Here is an 18,565-nt window from a genome sequence, read left to right on the forward strand (position 1 = left end):
ATCCGCTTCTCACCCGGAAGCACAATTTCCTCCAGCCGTTTTGCCAGACCGCAAATCTGCAAGTCGTCGATGCCGAGTTCAGCAAGTGCTTCGAGGGCGGCATTGAGTTGTCCGCGGCCGCCATCGATGATGCACAAGTCCGGCATATCGGCCTCACCGGAAAGCACACGCGTGAAGTAGCGCGAGACGATTTCGCGCATCATCGCGAAGTCATCCTGGCCGGAAACGGTCTTGATCTTGAAGTGCCGGTAGTTTCTCTTGAAGGGCTTAGCCGCCTTGAAGAAGACCATCGATCCCACCGGATCAGTGGTGCCGAGATTCGAGATGTCGAAACAGCAAATCGTCATCGGGGCTTTGGCGAGATACATGTCCTTTTGCAGCATCGCCACCGCTCCGGGAAGTTTGTCGGCGCGCTCCTGCTTCTGTTTCATCAACTCACCGAGCAGAAGCCGCGCGTTGGCTTCCGCCATTTCGATCAGCCGCATCTTCTCGCCTTTTTGCGGGAAGACCAACTCCACTCGTCCATTGCGGCGCTCGGCGAGCCAGGTCTTGATAATCTTCTCATCATCAGGTTTGAACGAGCAGTAGATTTCCTCGGGAATCATCGTCGAACTCAAGTAGTACTGCTTGAAGAACGAATCGGCGATATCGGATTCGGTGTCGGCTTTGTCGGCACGCAAGTGGAAGTTCTGTCGTCCAATCAAGAGTCCGTCGCGCAATTGCAGTACGACTGCTGCAAGATCGCCGGTCGAACGCGCGAAGGCGATGATGTCGCGGTCGATGACGTGATCGGCGACGACTTTCTGCTTCTGCATGATGCCTTCAATGGAGCGAATTTGGTCGCGAACGCGTGCGGCCTCTTCGTAGTTCTGCAGTGATGCCAGCAGTTTCATTTCGTCCTGAAGCTCAACGACGAGTGAAGCCGACTTGCCCTGCAGAAGCTTGATGACCTTTTGGACTTCCTTGTCGTAATCTTCCTTGCTGACCAGATTCTCGCACGGACGTGATACTGCAGGCAGACTTTGTAGCTGCCTTTGCCTTTGGGATGCGGAATGCGAAGTTTGCAAGTGCGCAGTTTGAACAAGCGCGAGATCATTTTGTAAGTTTCGCGCATGCCTCCGACATTGGCATATGGTCCGAAGTAGAGTCCGTCATCGCGATACATACTGCGCGTGACGACAACGCGTGGGAAGTCATCATCCTGCGTGATCTTCAAATATGGATAGCGCTTGTCGTCCTTGAGATTGATGTTGTAGCGTGGCTTGTGCTTTTTGACAAGGTTAGCTTCAAGGATCAATGCCTCGATCTCGTTGTCGGTGACGAGCATCTCGAAATCGACAATCTTGCCCTTGAGCGCGGCGATCTTAGGGTTGAGTTCCGGCGCCAGCGCAAAGTAGGTCCGCACGCGATTGCGAAGGACTTTGGCTTTGCCGATGTAAATGATCTTGCCAGTGGCGTCTTTCATGATGTAGACGCCCGGTTTGTCGGGCAAATCGGCGAGTCTGTCGCGCAGATGTTGGAACGGATCGGTCATACAGCGAAGATACGGAATTTAATCGAGCGTGGGAAGGGGATAGGTTGGTTGAAGATGGTTGTCGTTACAACCGCACCCGGCGTGCGCCGGCAAAGCGTGTCGCGAAGTACTCGTCGGCGATGTCGTCGATCACAATGCCGCGAGATTCGGAGGCGTGGACGAAGCGTCCGTTTTCGAGATAGATGCCGACATGCGACACGCGGCGATCATCGATGCGGAAGAAAATCAAATCGCCATACGAGAGATCATCATATCCGACGCGATCATCAAGACGATAAAGAGCTTCGACACTTAACGGCAGGCGCGTTCCATCGTAATCGCGATAGGCAACAAAGACCAGGCCGGAGCAATCGAGTCCCAGCTTGCCCGATCCGCCTTTTTCATAGGGCACACCAAGGTAACGCGAGATGATGCGATTCATCAGCACCTTGTCAATTTGCGAGCCGGTACCCATCGGAATCCGTTCGTCGATTTCGGAATCTTGCTCGTCTTTGCGGTCTGGATCAACCCTGGTGTCGCGATCATCCTGCTTCGGCTCATAATCGTCGAGACGAGTTGTGTCACCGATTGGCTCACGTGGAGCCGGTCGGCGCGCGGCCTCATCGGTCACAGAGTAACGCACGGCATTTGTGCAACCGGATATTGTCACGGCTGCGGCCAATAGCACAAGCAGGATTAGCTTTCTCATTGACTCTTCTCGGTAAGGGCAGGGTAGCTAACATCAAAACGGCGCGCGTAGTAGATGCGCGTCAGAACTATCGTGAATATCAGAACAGCCGCATAAAGCGGGAAGAATATTGCCGCGAATATTGACAGCGCAAGAATGGCTACCTTGGAAGACACCGTCGACACTGCGACTGATTCCTTCAGCCAGGCAACGAGGAAGAACGTGCTCGTAACCAATGCGGTCACTGTGAATCCGTAGTCGGCAGTCATTATCGAAAACAGCATTCCTGACAAGACCAGCATGAACGATGTGCGCTGTGTTTTGACAACTCCCCACATGCCGCCATAGGTAGTCTTACCGGAGGTTTTGTCACCTTCGAGATCGGGAAGAGTCGTATTGAGATAGACAGCGCCGACAGCGAGCAAATAGGGGACAGACTTGATGATGCCTTCAATATTGAAATTCAGATACATCACCCAGCCGAAAAGAAATGCCAACATGCCGTGTGCGACGATGTTATTGCGAAATGACTTGTAGGGATGTTCGCGCAATTTGAAATGCGGGTAGGAATATTGGAATCCAAACCAGGCGCCGACCACGAACAAGCAGCCGAGTTGCCAATTCATCAGAAATGCTCCGAGAATCGCAATTGCGGTAACCATAATGTAGAGCTTCCAAGCCTCGGCGGCGGAAATGTGGCCGTCGGAAATCAAGAACAGCTTCTTATTAATGCGATCAGTGTCGGCATCGTAAATCTGGTTAAGGATGAACACTCCGCCGGCAAGCAGAGTGGCCAATCCCAGCATGGCGAGGATATTCAGATCCGATGTGCTGAAGTCGACGAACGGATAGCGATCGAGAGTAATCGGGCTGGTGCCGCGTTCGCGCCACAGTGAAGCGCGTGCGCCAAGCAGGGAGATCGTCCACACGGGGATAATCAGCATCGGGCGCATCAGGAAGATATAGTCGAGTAGTTTGTTCATAGTCTCCGTTTAATATGCGAATTACCGCAAGATGTTTCAATTAAAAAGAAGTACCCGCGCCGCCACGCTATTCATCCATAAAGGCATCGACATAACGGCGGTAAATGAACGACCGGCCGTAGGTGACTGACTTGTCCTTTTGCTCGAGGATTTCGAGCTCGATCAAGCGGTCGATGACTTTTTGTGCACCTCTTCGTGTACTGAAATTGGTCCACTCCATGATGGTATTCACATTCACGATCGGCAGGGAATAGAGCCTGCGCAGGACGAGTACACCGCTTTCTGCAGATGTCTTGCCCAGTGTGCCGATCTTTGCCATATCTTCTTGTCGAATCTCGGATATGTGGCGAGCTGTCTCAATCGCCTGTCCGGCAATTTCGATAACGCCGTCCAGCACGAAATCCAGCCAGGCTTCGACCTCGCCTTCGCGATAGCCGTTCAACCGGTCATAATAGACCGACCGGTGCTTCTTGAAATATGATGACAAGAAGAGTACCGGTTTCTCCAGCAGTCCTTCAATCCACAACATGATCGTAATCAGCAGTCTGCCGGTTCGCCCGTTTCCGTCAAGAAATGGGTGAATCGTCTCAAACTGCGCATGTGCAATGCCGACCTTAAGCAGCGTTAACAGCTCGCCACGGTTGTGGATGAACTTTTCAAAGTCGACCAGAGCCTTGTACATTGCATCCGGTGGCGGCGGCACGAAGTGTGCGTTTGCCGGTGAAGTTCCGCCAATCCAGTTTTGCGTTCTTCTGAATTCGCCCGGATCGGAGAATTGCGTCGCTCTGGCGCCCGCAAGCAACTCGCGATGGAGCTCGCGAATAAAGCGCAGACTTAGGGGCAGTTTTTCGAGACGCTTGAGTCCATAGTTTAGCGCTTTGATGTAGTGCTGGATATCATCCACGTCGGCAGGATAGGATGCAGTCGTTTTGGCTTCTGCTTCAATGACATTGATCATCGTCGCCTGTGTGCCTTCGATCTGACTTGATGATGCGGCATCTTTGCGAATGTACATCGACAAGAAGAAATCTACGTCGGGTAGCTGTTGGGTAACGCCATCCAGCTTTCCGACAAGGCGCTGGGCGGTTGAGTGCTTCAGAAGCAGGCTTTGCGAAAAATCCCACTTGCTGGTTGGCGGAAAATCATTGGGAATGAATGCACTATAACCGCTGACTTGTTTCTTGGTCTCGCCGATTATCACTTTGTTCATAGCATTTCCGGTAACATCTTTTTATGAATGTAGCCAATTCATCGGTTTTCGTATACATCGCATCACGAATGCATACAATTCATAGTATTTTGTATACATCTATTCTGAAATGTATACAAAATGTCGGTTGTTGTTTACATTGTCAATAACATTTGTTACGGGAAAATCGTGATATCTACGGAAGTCATTGGCAATAAAGCAGATACAAATACAGCGCCGGGGCGGCGAAAACCAGCGAATCGAAGCGGTCCAGAATCCCGCCGTGGCCGGGAATCAGATTGGAAGAATCCTTAACTCCCATTTCGCGCTTGAAAACCGATTCGACCAAATCCCCCAACTGGCCAAAAAACGCAATCACCATCGCCGGTAGAATCAGGCCCACAAAGCCGACCTCTTTGAGGAGAATTACGCTGAAAATTCCCGCCGCCAAGACTGCGCCGAGGAATCCGCCGAAGAATCCTTGTACCGTCTTATTCGGACTGATGGCAGGGGAGAGCTTGTTGCGACCGCGCTTGACGCCAACATAGTAGGCGGCGGTGTCAATTATCCAGATCGCTGCAAACAAGAAAGTCACCCATCCGGCGGCAAGTTCCGGCGCGACGACATTGCCGTTGCGCAGAAGGATCAGGCAACCCAATCCGAGCGACAGGTAGGTCACGCCGAAGAACCCCATGCTGATAGAGCGGCTGACATCGCCGAGGCTGCGGGTGAATGTGTAGGGAAGTGTCGTCACGAACATCGTCGCCAAAAGGGCTTCGAGCAGGAAACGACCCTCAAGGAACTGATACGAGATTGCCGGAAAAGCCGCAAGCCCTACCAGCAGCAGCTTCTGCCACCAGTAAAGTTTGATCTTCGTCAGCGTGAAGAACTCCCACACCGACAGAATGACTATGACTTCAACCACACTCCAAAAGACGATCCCGCCCAGATGAAAGACATACAACAGCAGCGGAATGAAAACCGCCGCTACAATCAGGCGTTGGATCAGATTCTTGGAAATCATAGTTTGCCGAATCTCCGTTCGCGTTTTTGATATTCCAGCACAATCTCGACAAACTCGCGTTCGGTGAAATCAGGCCACAGTGTCTCGGTGATGAACAGCTCGGTATACGATGTCTGCCACAGCAGGAAATTCGATAAACGCATTTCTCCCGATGTCCGAATCAACAAATCCGGATCGGGCAGGGGATGAGTGAAGAGATAACTTGAAAATAGTACGTCATTGATTTCGCTCAGCTTAACTTTGTTGGCTTTGAAATCGCGAGCGATTTTTTTGACTGCCTCGACAATCTCCATACGCCCTGAGTAATTCAACGCGAGATTAAGCACCAGCCCAGTATTCTTTGAAGTCTTTTCAATCGCATGCAGAATCGCTCGACGACGCGCAAAGGGAATCTGATCGAGCTGGCCGGTGGCGATAAGGCGAACATTGTTGCGGTTGAGCTCGGCTAGTTCACTGCGGGCGGTGTCATTGAGCAGCTTGAACAGGAAGCCGACCTCGCTGACGGGGCGTTTCCAATTCTCGACGCTGAATGTGTAAAGGGTGAGATAACTAACGCCGATTTGGCCGGAGATTTCTACGATGCGACGGACGGCATCGACACCGGCTTTGTGGCCGGAAGAGCGGTCAAGTCCCCGTTTGGCAGCCCAGCGGCCGTTGCCATCCATGATGATGGCAACGTGCACCGGCAATTTAGTGGGAGAGATTTTCTCCTTAAGAGCGGCAATATCGGCTGCAATGCGCGCGCTCAGACAGCCATTACCTCGGCTTCTTTCGTGGTCGTCAGCTTATCGATTTGCTCGATATACTTGTCCGTCATTTTTTGAACGTCGATTTCGGCGTTGTCTTTTTCGTCCTCGGAGATCTTGTGATCCTTGAGGAGTCGCTTGACGTGATCAAGTGCATCGCGACGGACATTGCGGATGGCGACTTTGTCTTCCTCGGCCATCTTCTTGACCAGTTTGACGAGTTCCTTGCGGCGCTCTTCATTGAGAGCCGGTACCGGGACGCGCACGACCTGGCCGTCGGAAAGCGGATTAAAACCGAGATTTGATTTCTGGATCGCTTTCATAATTTCGCCGATCAGTTGTTTTTCCCAGGGCTGGATTACTATCAATTGCGCCTCGGGTGTAGTCACCGAACTGACATTTTTCAGCGGTGTCGGCGTGCCATAGTAGTCGACCATAATTTCGTCGAGCATATGGATATTAGCTTTGCCGGAACGTACAGTGGAGAAGTGGTGCTGCAGTGTGGCGACCGACTTCTTCATTCTATCTTCAGCATCAGTAAGAAGCTCTTTGACTGTCGTCATACGTTTTCCTCCGAACGGATCGTTACCAACGTACCTATTTTTTCACCAGTGACTACCTTATAAAGATTACCGGCATCGGTCAACTTAAAAACGACCAATGGCAGTTTGTTCTCGCGGCAGAGCGTAAACGCTGTTCCATCCATCACTTTGAGGTCAAGGCGCAGCGCCTCGTCGTAGGTGAGATGATCAAAACGCTTTGCGGTCGGGACCTTCATTGGATCGGCATCGTAAATCCCATCCACCTTGGTGGCTTTCATTACGACATCGACTTCCGTCTCGATGCCGCGCAAAACTGCGGCGGTATCGGTCGTGAAGTAGGGGTTGCCGGTACCTGCGGCCATAATAACGACGCGGCCCTTCTCCATGTGGCGAATGGCACGGCGACGAATAAACGGCTCGGCGACGGCTTCGATACGAAGCGCGCTCAGCACACGCGTGAACATGCCGTAATTTTCCAGCGATGATTGAAGCGCCATCGCGTTGATCACCGTCGACAACATTCCCATGTAATCGCCGGTAGCGCGGCCAATGCCGAGCAGGGTACCGGTGGCGCCGCGATGGAAATTACCGCCGCCGACAACGATGCCGACTTCGACACCGAGCTCCCTGATTGATTTGACTTCGTTAGCTACATATTCGAGTTGACGCGGATCGATTCCGAAGCCTTGCTCTCCGGCGAGTTGTTCACCGGAGAGTTTCAGCAGGATTCGTTTATAGGCTGGAGTAGCCGTCATTTATTCTCCGAGGCGATAGCGCGCAAAGCGCCGGACCACGATATTTTCACCGATCTTGGCGATGGTGTTTTTGATCAAGTCCTGGATAGTGACTTCCGGGTCGCGCACATAGGCTTGTTCCATAAGTGCAACTTCCGAATACCACTTCTCCATGCGGCCTTCAACGATCTTATCGACGATCTTTTCCGGCTTGCCTTCATTCAGCGTCTGATGACGGTAAATGTCGCGCTCCTTGGCCATCTGCTCTTCGGAGAGCTCTTCGCGACGGACAACCACCGGATTAGCGGCTGCGACGTGCATCGCCAAGTGCTTCACGAGGTCCTTGAAATCATCGGTACGCGCCACGAAGTCGGTTTCGCATTGCACTTCAATCATCACGGCCAGTTTATCGCCGGGGTGAACGTAGGTGCCGATCAGGCCTTCTCTGGTGTCGCGGCTGGATTTCGAGGCCGCTTTGGCAATTCCGCGTTCGCGCAATATCGTGATGGCTTTATCCATGTCGCCGTCGGCTTCCGTGAGCGCTTTCTTGCACTCCATCATGCCGGCGCCGGAGCGCTCGCGCAATTCTTTGACTAAATCTGCTGTTATAGCCATGATAGATTACCTCTCTTGAGCTTCGCTTGTGCCTTCGTCGAACTTCTCTGAAGTTCCGGCAGCGGCTTGTTCAGCAGGCTGCTGGATCAACATCGCCTTCGCTTCGAGGGCGGAGTCGACGACTTGTCTGGTGATGATACGGATCGATTTGATTGCGTCGTCATTGGCAGCGATCGGGAAGTCAATCGGATCCGGATCGGAGTTGGTGTCGATAATGCCGATAATCGGAATACCGAGCTTCTTGGCTTCGGCAACCGCGATCTTTTCTTTCTTGCAGTCAACGATGAACATCAAACCGGGGAGGCGGTTCATTTCGCGAATGCCGCCGAGCACCTTGTCGAGTTTCTCCTTCTCTTTGTTGAGACCGGAGACTTCCTTCTTGGTGATTTTCTCGAATGTGCCGTCTTCCTGCATCTTTTCGATGTCTTTGAGACGCTTGATGTTCTTCTTAATCGTCTGGAAATTGGTCATCATGCCGCCCAACCAGCGGTCGGTGACATAGAACTGCCCGGCGCGAACTGCTTCGGCCTTGATCACGTCCTGCGCCTGCTTCTTGGTGCCGACGAAAAGGATGTACTGATTCTTGGCAGTAACTTCCTGAGCCTTGCGGCAGGCGATTTTCAGTGAGTTAAGAGTTTTGTTGAGATCGATGATGTAGACGCCATTCTTGGCGGTGAAGATGAATTTCTTCATCTTGGGGTTCCAGCGGCGGGTCTGGTGACCAAAATGCACGCCGGCTTCGAGAAGATCACGTACTGTGACTTCAGTGGCCATTAATAACTCCAGATGTTTGGTTTAACCTCCACCCGGATCATCTTCGGTCAACGGGACGATGCTTACGCAACGACCTCCCGTCCAAATCCCCGGATGTGTGAACTAATATCTTTGAAGCCGTCAGGCCATTACAGCCTGACGACACAAAGTTCGAAAGTAACGTCCTGATTAACGCTTGGAGAACTGGAAGCGCTTGCGGGCCTTGGGCTGGCCATACTTTTTGCGCTCGACCATTCGCGGATCGCGCGTCAACATACCGGCCAGTTTGAGCGGTTTGCGCAAATCCGGATTAAACGCCGACAACGCGCGCGCCAAGGCATGACGAATCGCACCTGCTTGACCGGACAATCCGCCGCCCGAAGCAGCAACGATCACGTCGAAGCGGCCGCTCATGTTGGTAATCTTCATTGGCTCGGAAGCGTGCGATCCCAACGATTCGCGCGTCAAATAGCCAACAAGATCCTTGCCGTTGACGATCCACTTTCCGTTGCCGGGAGCGAGCCAAAGACTGGCGGTGGCGTTTTTACGTCTGCCGGTGGCGTGAATTTTTTCCTGTGACATCAACAACCTTTCAGGTCAGAAACTATTTCAATTCCAGGGCATCAGGCATCTGGGCAGCATGCGGATGCGCCGCGCCGCGATAGACCTTGAGCTTCTTAATCATTTTGCGACCAAGCGGACCTTTGGGAAGCATTCCCCATACGGCGCCGCGGATGATCCGTTCCGGATTGGCGTGGATCGCCTTGCCGAATGTTGTCTGGCGATGGCCACCCGGATAGAGGGTGTTCCAATGCCAAGTCTTCTCCAACTCCTTCTTGGGAGTTGAAAGCCGAACCTTATCGGCGTTAATTACGACCACGAAATCGCCGCAGTCGAGGAACGGCGTGTAGCTCGGCTTGGTCTTGCCCATAAGGATACGGGCGATTTGAGCCGCCTGCCGTCCGAGAATTTTTCCGTTGACGTCGACGACATGCCATTTGCGGTCAATCGCGTCAACTTTGGGGATATACGTCTTCACTAACAACTCCTCAAAATTCGTCACAATACAAGACCCGCAAAATACGAAACGGGAACCGTTTGTCAAGGGGTGCGTGACATTTTTTTACGCTATTGGGAGACAATTGGTTGGGGAAGAGATTCAGGACCCTCAAGCTCGGATTAGGTCGAAATCACGAATTCCGATTAATCAGAAACAGCCCGAGGACTCCCAAAAAGGGTCTTAGCCTACGAACCCAAACAAAAAAAGCGCCCGTCGTGTTCGGCGGGCGCGATTTTGATCTTGAATCGTATTCGACTACGGGCAATTTGCGCAAGGAGCCGGACCGGCCGCAAAGATGTAGTTCACCATATAAACGACATCGGAAATGTCCACCGAAGATGTGCAGTTCACGTCCGCCGATTCTACTGGATCTGGCGCCGTTCCAGAGGCAAAAATGTAGTTAACCAGAAAAACGACGTCGGCAATATCAAATTGGCCGCTCGAGTTGACATCGCCGCAAAGATAGTCGCTTCCAAAATTCTGCCAGAAACCGGCATTAAGAGCAAAATTCGGCGATGTAGACTCGCCTGCAATCGCTTGCCCAATGGTTCCGTTGAGAATGAAGCTCGCCGAACTCATCGGTCCGCCGCCTGAAGCGATAACATCCCAATTAATCTCCTCACCGGCGCGCGGAGCATTTGGTGACTGAGCGTCCGGATTGCTTTCAGGATTGATGATTCCCGCAGAGGCCGCAGCCTCGGCGGCAACTGTGGAATTCGGATTGGTCGGCTTTACGGGAACCGTGGTCGTAGCCGCTGGGGAAGCTTTCTTGGTTGTGGCTTTGGCCGGAGTCTTGGCGGCAAATGCGCCCGTCGCAAGCACCAAGATACAAGCAACAGCCAATAATTTAATGTACATCAATTTCATATCATTGCCTCGCTGGATTATCGATAAATATAGTACTCAATCGAAAAATCGCAAGCACTAATTGTGCTGATTACTCCTCTGGATGATCCGTATTTGCTGTCCTCGAAGTCTTTGGTGCAGACTTCGCCAATTCTTCCGAAATGAGGAAGTCTACTCCGCGCTCAACAGGATGTCCAAACGATTCCGGATGCAAGTATCTCCCGCGCTGTTCTGCGGGTTTGAGCGATTCATTAATCAAGCGGTGCGACTTTGCGAAGTTGTCGCTGCGCTCTCCGGTAATCTCCCAGGAAACCTTGATATTCGGCTTGTCTGTCTTGATGCTAAACTGGTTGCCTGTGACTTCATTGCCGATGATTGCCTGGGCAAACTCGCCGATGACGGTCAGCTGATAGCTGAAATTGGCCGCAATTGCCGCAAAATATGCAGGTAGGGTAACAACTGCCGCGCCGGAAGCATCAGTCGTCACGTTGCCGGAAGTCTTGACAAGCATTTCCGGCGAGTCGATGCCGGACAGCAATAGATTCTGGTTTTCCGGGTCGAGAGGATGGTCGATCTTGGTGATTTTCGCCGGCATATAAACTGTACCGCCGACATTAACATCGCCGGTGAAGAAGCCGGACCAATCCGTGCCGTTGCTATAAGCATGACCATAAATCGCATAGCCGGTACCGTCGTTGTTGCCGACTGTGCCGGAAAGTCCGTATGCGTTACCACCGTTTGCAACGACCAGAGTGTTCACTCCAATCGATGACGAACTTGCCGTATTGTCGTGAACATAAGAGTAGAAACCGGTCCCGGTCTGATTGCCGGTTACCTCGGCATAAACTCCGTATCCACTTGTGGCATCCGTAGCCAATGCGCGCAGACCATAAGCAGCAGCTCCGTAAGTTGCTTGAGCATCAAGTCCAGTGCTGATACCGCCCGAATTGGTGGCCGTCCTTCCCCGGCCGATCACTCTGGCACCGTGTCGCTCGGCACCATCCGAGATTCCGAGTCCATAAAGGCCAATAACATTGCCGGAATTGGCTGCGCCTGCTGTTGCACCAGAAGCCCGTCCGTACACCGCATATACAGTGCCCGTTGAAAGATTGTCCAGATCGTTGAAGATTCCATATCTCGTTGACGTCGTAGAGACTTGTCGATCGAGAATTAATAGGTATGTTGACGACGGGCTCAATGAAGAAGAACCAATCCTTACCCCATTATTGTCAATGCGCATCGTGCTGTCGCCAAAATAAACCGACCCGTCGAAAGTTTTCTGTGCGGTCACGATTTGCGCTGTAGTCAGATTCATCGCTGTGCCGGCAATCTTGGTGGTCGCGATGGCAGCCGAGCCAGAGATATCCTCATTCAAGATCGTGCCATTGAGAATATTCTTGGAGGCAACACCGGCAGTGTCGAGATAGAGGTTCACGGTACCGGAGCTTCCACCTCCGGCAAGCCCCTCACCAGCTGTCACGCCGGTGATATCACCAGTGCCGACATTGTCCGTGCCATCGGCAAATCCGGCTGGAACCCCGGTTAAGTTCGCCCAATTCAGATAGAACGAAGGCGCTTGCCCATTCAGGCTGTCGGCATCAGCAGATTCATCAGCGCGAAGTGCAAACGCACTGGTAGCTATCTGGCGCCGTGGTGTCAACTCGGCAGCGCCATCAATAGAGATTCCAAGATAACGAACTGGCCCAGTGAAGTGGCTGGCAGTTAAGGGCGAAATTGTACCTAATAAAAGCGAGTACAATCCGTCAGTCACGACGACATCAGCGTGGATTTCATTCCATAAGGGCGCGCCGCCGCCGGCAATATCGTACAGGCTGAATGTCAAGTCGTACGTACCGTTCAAGGCAATGCCTTCGGATGAAGTTATGTAACCCTGATGACTGATAATTTGAGGCGAATTGGCGGTTGCAGATGCAAGTGCAAGGAGAACAAGCGTAGCGACCGCCAACCAGTGTTTTAGCTGGCGAATCATGGCATACTCCGGTAAGAAGTCTGGAATTAGAATTACCGCTATCAGTATGCTTAATTAGACAAAAAAGTCAATGATTTATTCGGACTGCAAAGTGATTCGAAATCGATTTACGGCGATTTTCTCAGCGAATCTGATTGCCGTTACTGTTTGCGATCAACCGGCTGAGACTTGACCACGATATCGTCAAAGCTGCCCATCAAGCCTCTCTCGGCGCCGAATCCGTAAAGCTCAGGATGAAGGTATTTGCCGACTTCATGCGTTGCTTTCGCTTCCTGGACAACTACTCGATGTGCTTGCGAATAGCGGTCCTGCCTGATCCCAGTGACTTGCCACGAAACCTTGACGTTTGGTTTGTCGGTCTTAATGGTGAAGCTATTGTTCTCGATTTCACTTGATACAATTGCCTGAGCGAACTGTCCTACCACTGTTAGCTGATAGCGGAAGTCGCTGTTGACTGCCATGAAATACTCCGGCATAGAAACAACCGCGTCGCCGTTTTGGTCTGTCGTCGCGTTGCCGGTGTAGACGTTAATCATCTCTGGAGATTGGACATCGGATTGCTGGAGGTACTTGTTTTCCGGATCTAGGGGATGGTCAATGCGACTTATCTTAACCGGACTGAAGACCGTACCCGTGACGTTGACATCGCCGGAGAAATAGCCGGCCCAATTGCTAATGCTGTTGTCTCCAGCGCTGCCATAAACACCGTAACCGGTCCCGCCGTTTTCCAGCGCTCTTCCGACTATACCAAAACCGCTGCCGGAATTCTGGTAGGCAAGGCCGTCAATTGCGCGCCCTGAAGTTATGTTTCCTTCGGCGAGGCCCTTAACGCCGTAGCCGTCGGAGCAGTTGCTGGCTTCACCAAAAATCCCGTAGGGCGTTCCGCCGCCGCCGCTAACACTGCCTTTGACGCCGATGATGCTGAAACCGGTGCTGACTTCGCCATGCACACCGACCTTTGTGCCAATTTCCCCCACGACTGTCCCGTAGACACCAACGTTCGATGTCGCTGCCGATGCCGTGCCGGCTACTCCGATAGCGAGCGTACCAGAACCGATTGCAGTCGAGTTAAGTCCGTGTATTTGCCCGGTGCCGGAATTCATCAAGTCAATCTTAACACCGTTTGCACTCGCCGCTGTCGCCAACGATCTCTTGAGAGCGAGAACGTCGTCACCAACCGGAGGAGTGTTTCTGCCAATCACGACTTTGTTATCGCTGACAACCATGGCGCTATCGAGGTAGGTGGTGGTACCTGAGAAACTGTTGTCACCATCTAACGTTAAGGCTGTGCCGGCGATTTTTGTCGGACTGATGTTAGCAGTCGAACTCACATCAGCATCCGTAATGACTCCGTCTGGTACATCCAACGCGACGTCAGCAGTCTGTGCATGGTGGGCATAAGCAGCGGTTACAATCTGACGGCGGGGCGACATTTCTGGATCGGCTCCGATCGTCACGCCAAGATAGCGGACCTGCGCGCTAAACAGATCGGCGGGGAGCGATTCCACCGAACCAAGCAGCACGATGAAGTGGCCCTCATTGACCGCGACGCTTTGCGTTTCTGTCCATAGTGCCGTGCCTTCAGTTGCGACATCATAGATTGCGAAAATCATGTCAAAAGTTCCATCAAGCGGCGCGCCCTGCGAATCCTGCAACCTGCCCTGATAACTCATCATTGCGGGGACTTCGGCCTGTGCGACGGAAGTCGCAAGCATTGCCGCCGCAATAAACGAAAGCGCGAACGAGACAATGGTTTTCGGTCTGATCATGGTGTCATCTCCTTAATAATGAATATGAGTTGGCTGCCGGTGCCGTGACCGAAACACACAACTCAGGAGTTACTTGCCCGATTAGTAAACTGCGAAGTACTATCTGTTCTACGCCGCCAGGAACACCGGAGGTGAGAAAATTTGCCGTTTCATGTATAGTACTATTTCGTCGGGTCTTGTATAGATTTTCTGTTTTTGGCGCCGTTGATTGCGTTCGAATCTTTGAGTGGCTCCGCAATTGCTTTCATCGCCGACTCTCTGATTTCTGCTGTCATGCTGCGCCTGTAATCGAATCCATACAGTTCAGGATGAAGATACTTGCCGACTTCATGCGGCAGTTTCATCGGTTCTGTCGCGATCCGATTTGCCTCGGCGAACTTGTCGTTGCGAATCCCTGTCACTTGCCACGACACCTCGACGTTGGGTGCATCAGATTTGATTCGGAACTGGTTGTTCGCGATCTTTGAAGCTACAATCGCCTGTGCGAATTGGCCGATTACGGTTAGCTGATAGCGGAAGTCGGTATTCACTACGGAGAAATAGTCGGGCAGATTCACGACGGCGTCTCCGTTGCCATCCGTAACCACATTCCCGCTGTGGACATTGATCATGTCAGGAGATTGAACATCGCTAAACTGGAGATACTTGTTCTCCGGGTCGAGCGGATGGTCGATGCGGCTCGCCTTGACCGGGCTGAACACAGTTCCAGTGACATTTACATTGCCGCCGAAGTAGCCCGCCCAATTGTCAGTTGTGTTAGCCCAGGCCTCACCGTAGACGCCGACTCCCCAGCCGCCTGCAGTCGCTCCACCATAAGTGCCGATGTTGTTTGGGCTGCTGTAGGCATAACCGCGCACACCAACACCTTCTACGTTGGCATAGTATGATTGGCCTTCAACGCCAACTGTCTTATTGGCAGACCAAGCATTACCGGTAACGCCGTAGGCCCAATCGCCATAGGTTGCGTGCGACGATGTCCCAATCGAAACTCCCAGAGCGGATGAGCTTGAAGCCGAGCTGGCGCTGAAGTAGCCGCCGTACCTATAGTAATTGTTGGAGATTCCTTGAGCCATTATTCCCGTCGTAGGCGCGTCTATTGAGAAAGCAATCGATGACATTCCGTAAACGTCGCCCATTCCAGCGTTCTCTGCACGCACCTGAAGTGCTCTCATGAATGTTTCGGTCGTGTCAACTACTTGGATGCCCATCGCCAGCCTGCCGGAGTATGGCGTGTACTTGCCGACCGCGACGTGTTCGTTCCAGACCGCCATTGTGTTGTTCGAAAACCTGGCAGTATCCGCAAATGTGTTCCTTCCGGTGAATGTCTGCGTCCCCGAAAGTGTCGCTACTGTGCCGGCGATTTTGGAAGCCGCAATGTTTGCTGAAGGACTGATATCGGCGTCGACGATCTGTCCGTCGCCAATATGTGTGGATGTTACGCCGCCGCTGGCGATGGACAGATTCGCTGCACCGGATGCTGCGCCGCCACTCAATCCACCGGAAGCGCTAACTGCCGTGATATCGCCGCCTGAGTTGTCATCAACGCCGTCGGCGAAGCCAGCGGGCAGATTCTTGATGCCGCTCCAATTCACCGAATCAGCATTCTGACTGACAAAGGCGTATCCCGTCGCGATCATTTGCTGGCGTGGCGTCATTTCCGGATCGACTCCGATAGTAACTCCCAACCAACGATTGCCGCCGGCGAAGAGACCGTTTGGAAAGGGAAGGTCTTTGCCGAGGATGTAAGTATAAAGACCGTTCGTAACTTGCACATTCTGGTAATTGGAGTTCCAGAGAGCAACTCCACCAACGGCAGTGTCGTAGATTTGAAACTTGATCAAGTATGCGCCGTCGGCGACGGGAGTTCCGGTTGAAGTTGTGATTTGCCCTTGATAACTGATTAACTGCGGTACCGCCGCCGTTGCCAATGAGCTGGCTGCCAAACACAGCCCGACGGCAATCTTCCAAATAGTTCGAGTACGAGACATTCTATTCCCTCTATATGCTGCTGAAGTTTATTTCTTGCTGGATTCCAGACTCTCGATTCGCTTGAGCAACAACGACACTTGCTCTTGAAGTGCGCGATTTTGTGCGGTCAGTTCTTTCACGCCTGCCAGCGCGACTCCGGCAACATCTTTTGCGGACAAATACATCGGATCGATCTGGCCGGTATTCTCATCCACCGAGCCGACATTGAACAGCGCAGCGAAATCTTCCGCCATTGGGCCAATGTGCTTCTCGGTCGTGCCTTTGTAATTGTAATGGGGAAGTGACAGTTGCGAAATCTTGTCGAGCAGATCAGCGCCGCCGATCTCGACGAAGTTTTCCTTAAATGTTCGCGAGGACGCATCAGTCCAAACGCCGGCAATTGTCAAGCGTGCGCCGTTGCCGTTAGTGGCAGCCGTCCCGACATGAACTGGATATAGAGCGCCACCGTCATCAGTATCACGATTGAGCGCCAAGCGCCCCGGATTGGTGCCATCGAAAAAGTAAGATCGGTTGTCAGCGCCGCCGACATCAACATCTTCGCCAAAGACCATGATGTAATTGGCGGGGTTAAGTAGTTCGTCCGAAATCGAATTGAAAGCACCGCCTAGAATTACCGAATATGCGCCATGATTAGAATTGAATTCACCACCTACGATTCCACCGTATTGGTCAGCTATCCAGTTATTCTGCCCTCCTCCGATGAACGAGTGGCTTGCTCCCGAATCAGCCGTATTGTATCCGCCTCCGCCGATCACGCATCCGGTCCCCCAACACCTTTGCTGGCTCCCGCCGCCGATTACGGCACCGGCGCCAGTCGCCTTGTTGACAACACCGCCGCCGACAAAACTATATTCTCCTTCGGCCAAGTTCAGACTACCGCCAACTATGCTTCCACCTCGACCAGTGACTAAATTTCCGTATCCGCCGACAACATTGCCGAGGTTGCTGCTGACCACGTTGAGGACGCCGCCGACTACAACCGCCGTATCTCCAGTGACCGCGTTGTCGGTGCCGCCGCCGATGAAGGAACGAAGCCCACTGTTCTTGTTGGCGAATCCCCCGACCACAACCGAATTACCACCGGAAGCAGTATTTTGGTCGCCACCTCCGACAAAGCTGCCGCTGGACAAGGTCGTACACCTCTCGCCGCCAACAACAATGCCGTCAAATCCGTCTGCGAAGTTACCGACACCGCCACCGATGAAGGAACGAGTTCCTGCCGCGTGATTGCCGGTACCGCCACCGATGGTCGAATAGCCGCCCTCGGCGTTATTGTTGCGCCCGCCTGCTACCGTAGCCCATTGCGCGGTCGCGGAGTCGCGCTCGCCGCCGCCGATGGTGGCATACAGAGCCGAAGCGTAATTCAACCAGCCGCCGCCGATATGCGTGAAATCGCCGGACGCGATATTTTCTCTTCCGGCGCCGACGAAGCTTCTCCTGCCGCTGGCAGTGTTGAGACTTCCGCCGCCGATAAACGAGGAATCTCCCGACGCCACATTGCTGTTACCGCCGCCGATAGCCGCGCCCGCGCCGCTGGCGACATTCTCCAACCCGCCGGAAACACTCGAGTAACTGCCGGATGCCGTGTTATCCGCACCCATCGCAATAGAGTAGTTCCCTTGAGCAGTATTGTTTGCGCCCGCCGTGAACGACTGTGTACCCGTTGCATCGCCGGTACCGATCACGACATTGCCTTCGATGCGCGAGTCGCCGATGACGTGACCTCCCGTCGCGCCGTCAATCGTCGCGATCCTCAGTGCGTACGCCACCGCCACGATCTGTTTGCGCGGCGCCAGTTCGGCTCCGCCGTTGACTTGTACACCAATGAAGCGGTCAGCTTCACTAAATGCCTTCTCGTCAAACGGAGTAACACTGCCAAGTAAGACATTGAACAATCCTTCATCAACAACCACCGGGTTGAGTGTCTCGGTCCAAAGCGCTGTGCCGCCAACAGCGACATCGTAAATATTGAAGGTCAGCGAGTAGTTGCCGTTGAGCGCCAGCCCGGCGCCATCGGTGAGGCGGCCTTGATAGCTGATAATCGTCGGCGTAGCAGCCGATAGCGATGCCGCGACAGCCATAATAAAGGCGAAAGCTGTGGCCAAAAGTAATGTCCGTTTCATT

18 protein-coding genes are annotated in these 18,565 nt (G+C 52.9%); all 18 read right to left on the reverse strand.

What is annotated here, in order from left to right:
• Nucleotides 1–893 (reverse strand): UvrB/UvrC motif-containing protein (locus IPH59_11500; protein MBK7092324.1); only part of this gene is annotated, 893 nt, incomplete at its 3' end.
• Nucleotides 890–1,534 (reverse strand): GIY-YIG nuclease family protein, encoded by a 645-nt coding sequence (locus tag IPH59_11505; GenBank protein ID MBK7092325.1) that lies wholly within the window; start codon nucleotides 1,532–1,534, stop codon nucleotides 890–892. The genes IPH59_11500 and IPH59_11505, both read right to left, overlap by 4 nt.
• 64 nt (nucleotides 1,535–1,598) lie before the next feature.
• Entirely contained in the window at nucleotides 1,599–2,222 is a 624-nt protein-coding gene (locus IPH59_11510) for a C40 family peptidase (GenBank protein ID MBK7092326.1), read from the reverse strand.
• Entirely contained in the window at nucleotides 2,219–3,184 is a 966-nt protein-coding gene (locus IPH59_11515) for a UbiA family prenyltransferase (GenBank protein MBK7092327.1), read from the reverse strand. Before IPH59_11515 ends, IPH59_11510 begins: the two co-directional genes overlap by 4 nt.
• A 67-nt stretch (nucleotides 3,185–3,251) precedes the next feature.
• Nucleotides 3,252–4,394, reverse strand: coding sequence for a Fic family protein (locus IPH59_11520; protein MBK7092328.1), 1,143 nt, complete (start codon nucleotides 4,392–4,394; stop codon nucleotides 3,252–3,254).
• A gap of 184 nt (nucleotides 4,395–4,578) precedes the next feature.
• The gene (locus IPH59_11525; protein MBK7092329.1) at nucleotides 4,579–5,397 is read right to left on the reverse strand and encodes a phosphatidate cytidylyltransferase; all 819 of its coding nucleotides are present in this window, start codon (nucleotides 5,395–5,397) and stop codon (nucleotides 4,579–4,581) included.
• Nucleotides 5,394–6,146: an isoprenyl transferase gene (locus IPH59_11530; GenBank protein MBK7092330.1), complete on the reverse strand. Its 753-nt coding sequence runs from the start codon at nucleotides 6,144–6,146 to the stop codon at nucleotides 5,394–5,396. The genes IPH59_11525 and IPH59_11530 overlap by 4 nt, the downstream gene beginning before the upstream one ends.
• Nucleotides 6,143–6,706, reverse strand: a complete 564-nt coding sequence (frr, locus tag IPH59_11535) for a ribosome recycling factor (protein MBK7092331.1) — start codon at nucleotides 6,704–6,706, stop codon at nucleotides 6,143–6,145. The genes IPH59_11530 and frr overlap by 4 nt, the downstream gene beginning before the upstream one ends.
• Nucleotides 6,703–7,440, reverse strand: coding sequence for a UMP kinase (locus IPH59_11540; protein MBK7092332.1), 738 nt, complete (start codon nucleotides 7,438–7,440; stop codon nucleotides 6,703–6,705). The genes frr and IPH59_11540 overlap by 4 nt, the downstream gene beginning before the upstream one ends.
• On the reverse strand, nucleotides 7,441–8,034 hold the full coding sequence (tsf, locus tag IPH59_11545; GenBank protein MBK7092333.1) for a translation elongation factor Ts: 594 nt from the start codon (nucleotides 8,032–8,034) through the stop codon (nucleotides 7,441–7,443). It lies immediately after the preceding gene.
• A 6-nt stretch (nucleotides 8,035–8,040) separates the two neighbouring features.
• Nucleotides 8,041–8,808 carry a 30S ribosomal protein S2 gene (gene rpsB, locus IPH59_11550; GenBank protein MBK7092334.1) on the reverse strand — a complete coding sequence of 256 codons (768 nt, stop codon included), beginning with the start codon at nucleotides 8,806–8,808 and terminating at the stop codon, nucleotides 8,041–8,043.
• A gap of 168 nt (nucleotides 8,809–8,976) precedes the next feature.
• A complete protein-coding gene (gene rpsI / locus IPH59_11555) occupies nucleotides 8,977–9,369 on the reverse strand; it encodes a 30S ribosomal protein S9 (protein MBK7092335.1) in 393 nt (130 codons plus the stop codon).
• A gap of 22 nt (nucleotides 9,370–9,391) precedes the next feature.
• Nucleotides 9,392–9,826 (reverse strand): 50S ribosomal protein L13, encoded by a 435-nt coding sequence (gene rplM, locus IPH59_11560; protein MBK7092336.1) that lies wholly within the window; start codon nucleotides 9,824–9,826, stop codon nucleotides 9,392–9,394.
• Nucleotides 9,827–10,102: 276 nt separating this feature from the next.
• Nucleotides 10,103–10,705 (reverse strand): dockerin type I repeat-containing protein, encoded by a 603-nt coding sequence (locus tag IPH59_11565; protein ID MBK7092337.1) that lies wholly within the window; start codon nucleotides 10,703–10,705, stop codon nucleotides 10,103–10,105.
• Between the two features lie 79 nt (nucleotides 10,706–10,784).
• A complete protein-coding gene (locus IPH59_11570) occupies nucleotides 10,785–12,683 on the reverse strand; it encodes a hypothetical protein (protein MBK7092338.1) in 1,899 nt (632 codons plus the stop codon).
• A gap of 140 nt (nucleotides 12,684–12,823) precedes the next feature.
• Nucleotides 12,824–14,452 (reverse strand): hypothetical protein, encoded by a 1,629-nt coding sequence (locus IPH59_11575; GenBank protein MBK7092339.1) that lies wholly within the window; start codon nucleotides 14,450–14,452, stop codon nucleotides 12,824–12,826.
• Nucleotides 14,453–14,613: 161 nt separating this feature from the next.
• The gene (locus tag IPH59_11580) at nucleotides 14,614–16,440 is read right to left on the reverse strand and encodes a hypothetical protein (GenBank protein ID MBK7092340.1); all 1,827 of its coding nucleotides are present in this window, start codon (nucleotides 16,438–16,440) and stop codon (nucleotides 14,614–14,616) included.
• A 27-nt stretch (nucleotides 16,441–16,467) separates the two neighbouring features.
• Complete coding sequence (locus IPH59_11585) at nucleotides 16,468–18,564, reverse strand: tail fiber domain-containing protein (GenBank protein ID MBK7092341.1); 2,097 nt, start codon at nucleotides 18,562–18,564, stop codon at nucleotides 16,468–16,470.
• Nucleotide 18,565: the final 1 nt, after the last annotated feature.

This window comes from bacterium, assembly GCA_016708315.1.
Taxonomy (GTDB): Bacteria; Zixibacteria; MSB-5A5; order CAIYYT01; family CAIYYT01; genus JADJGC01.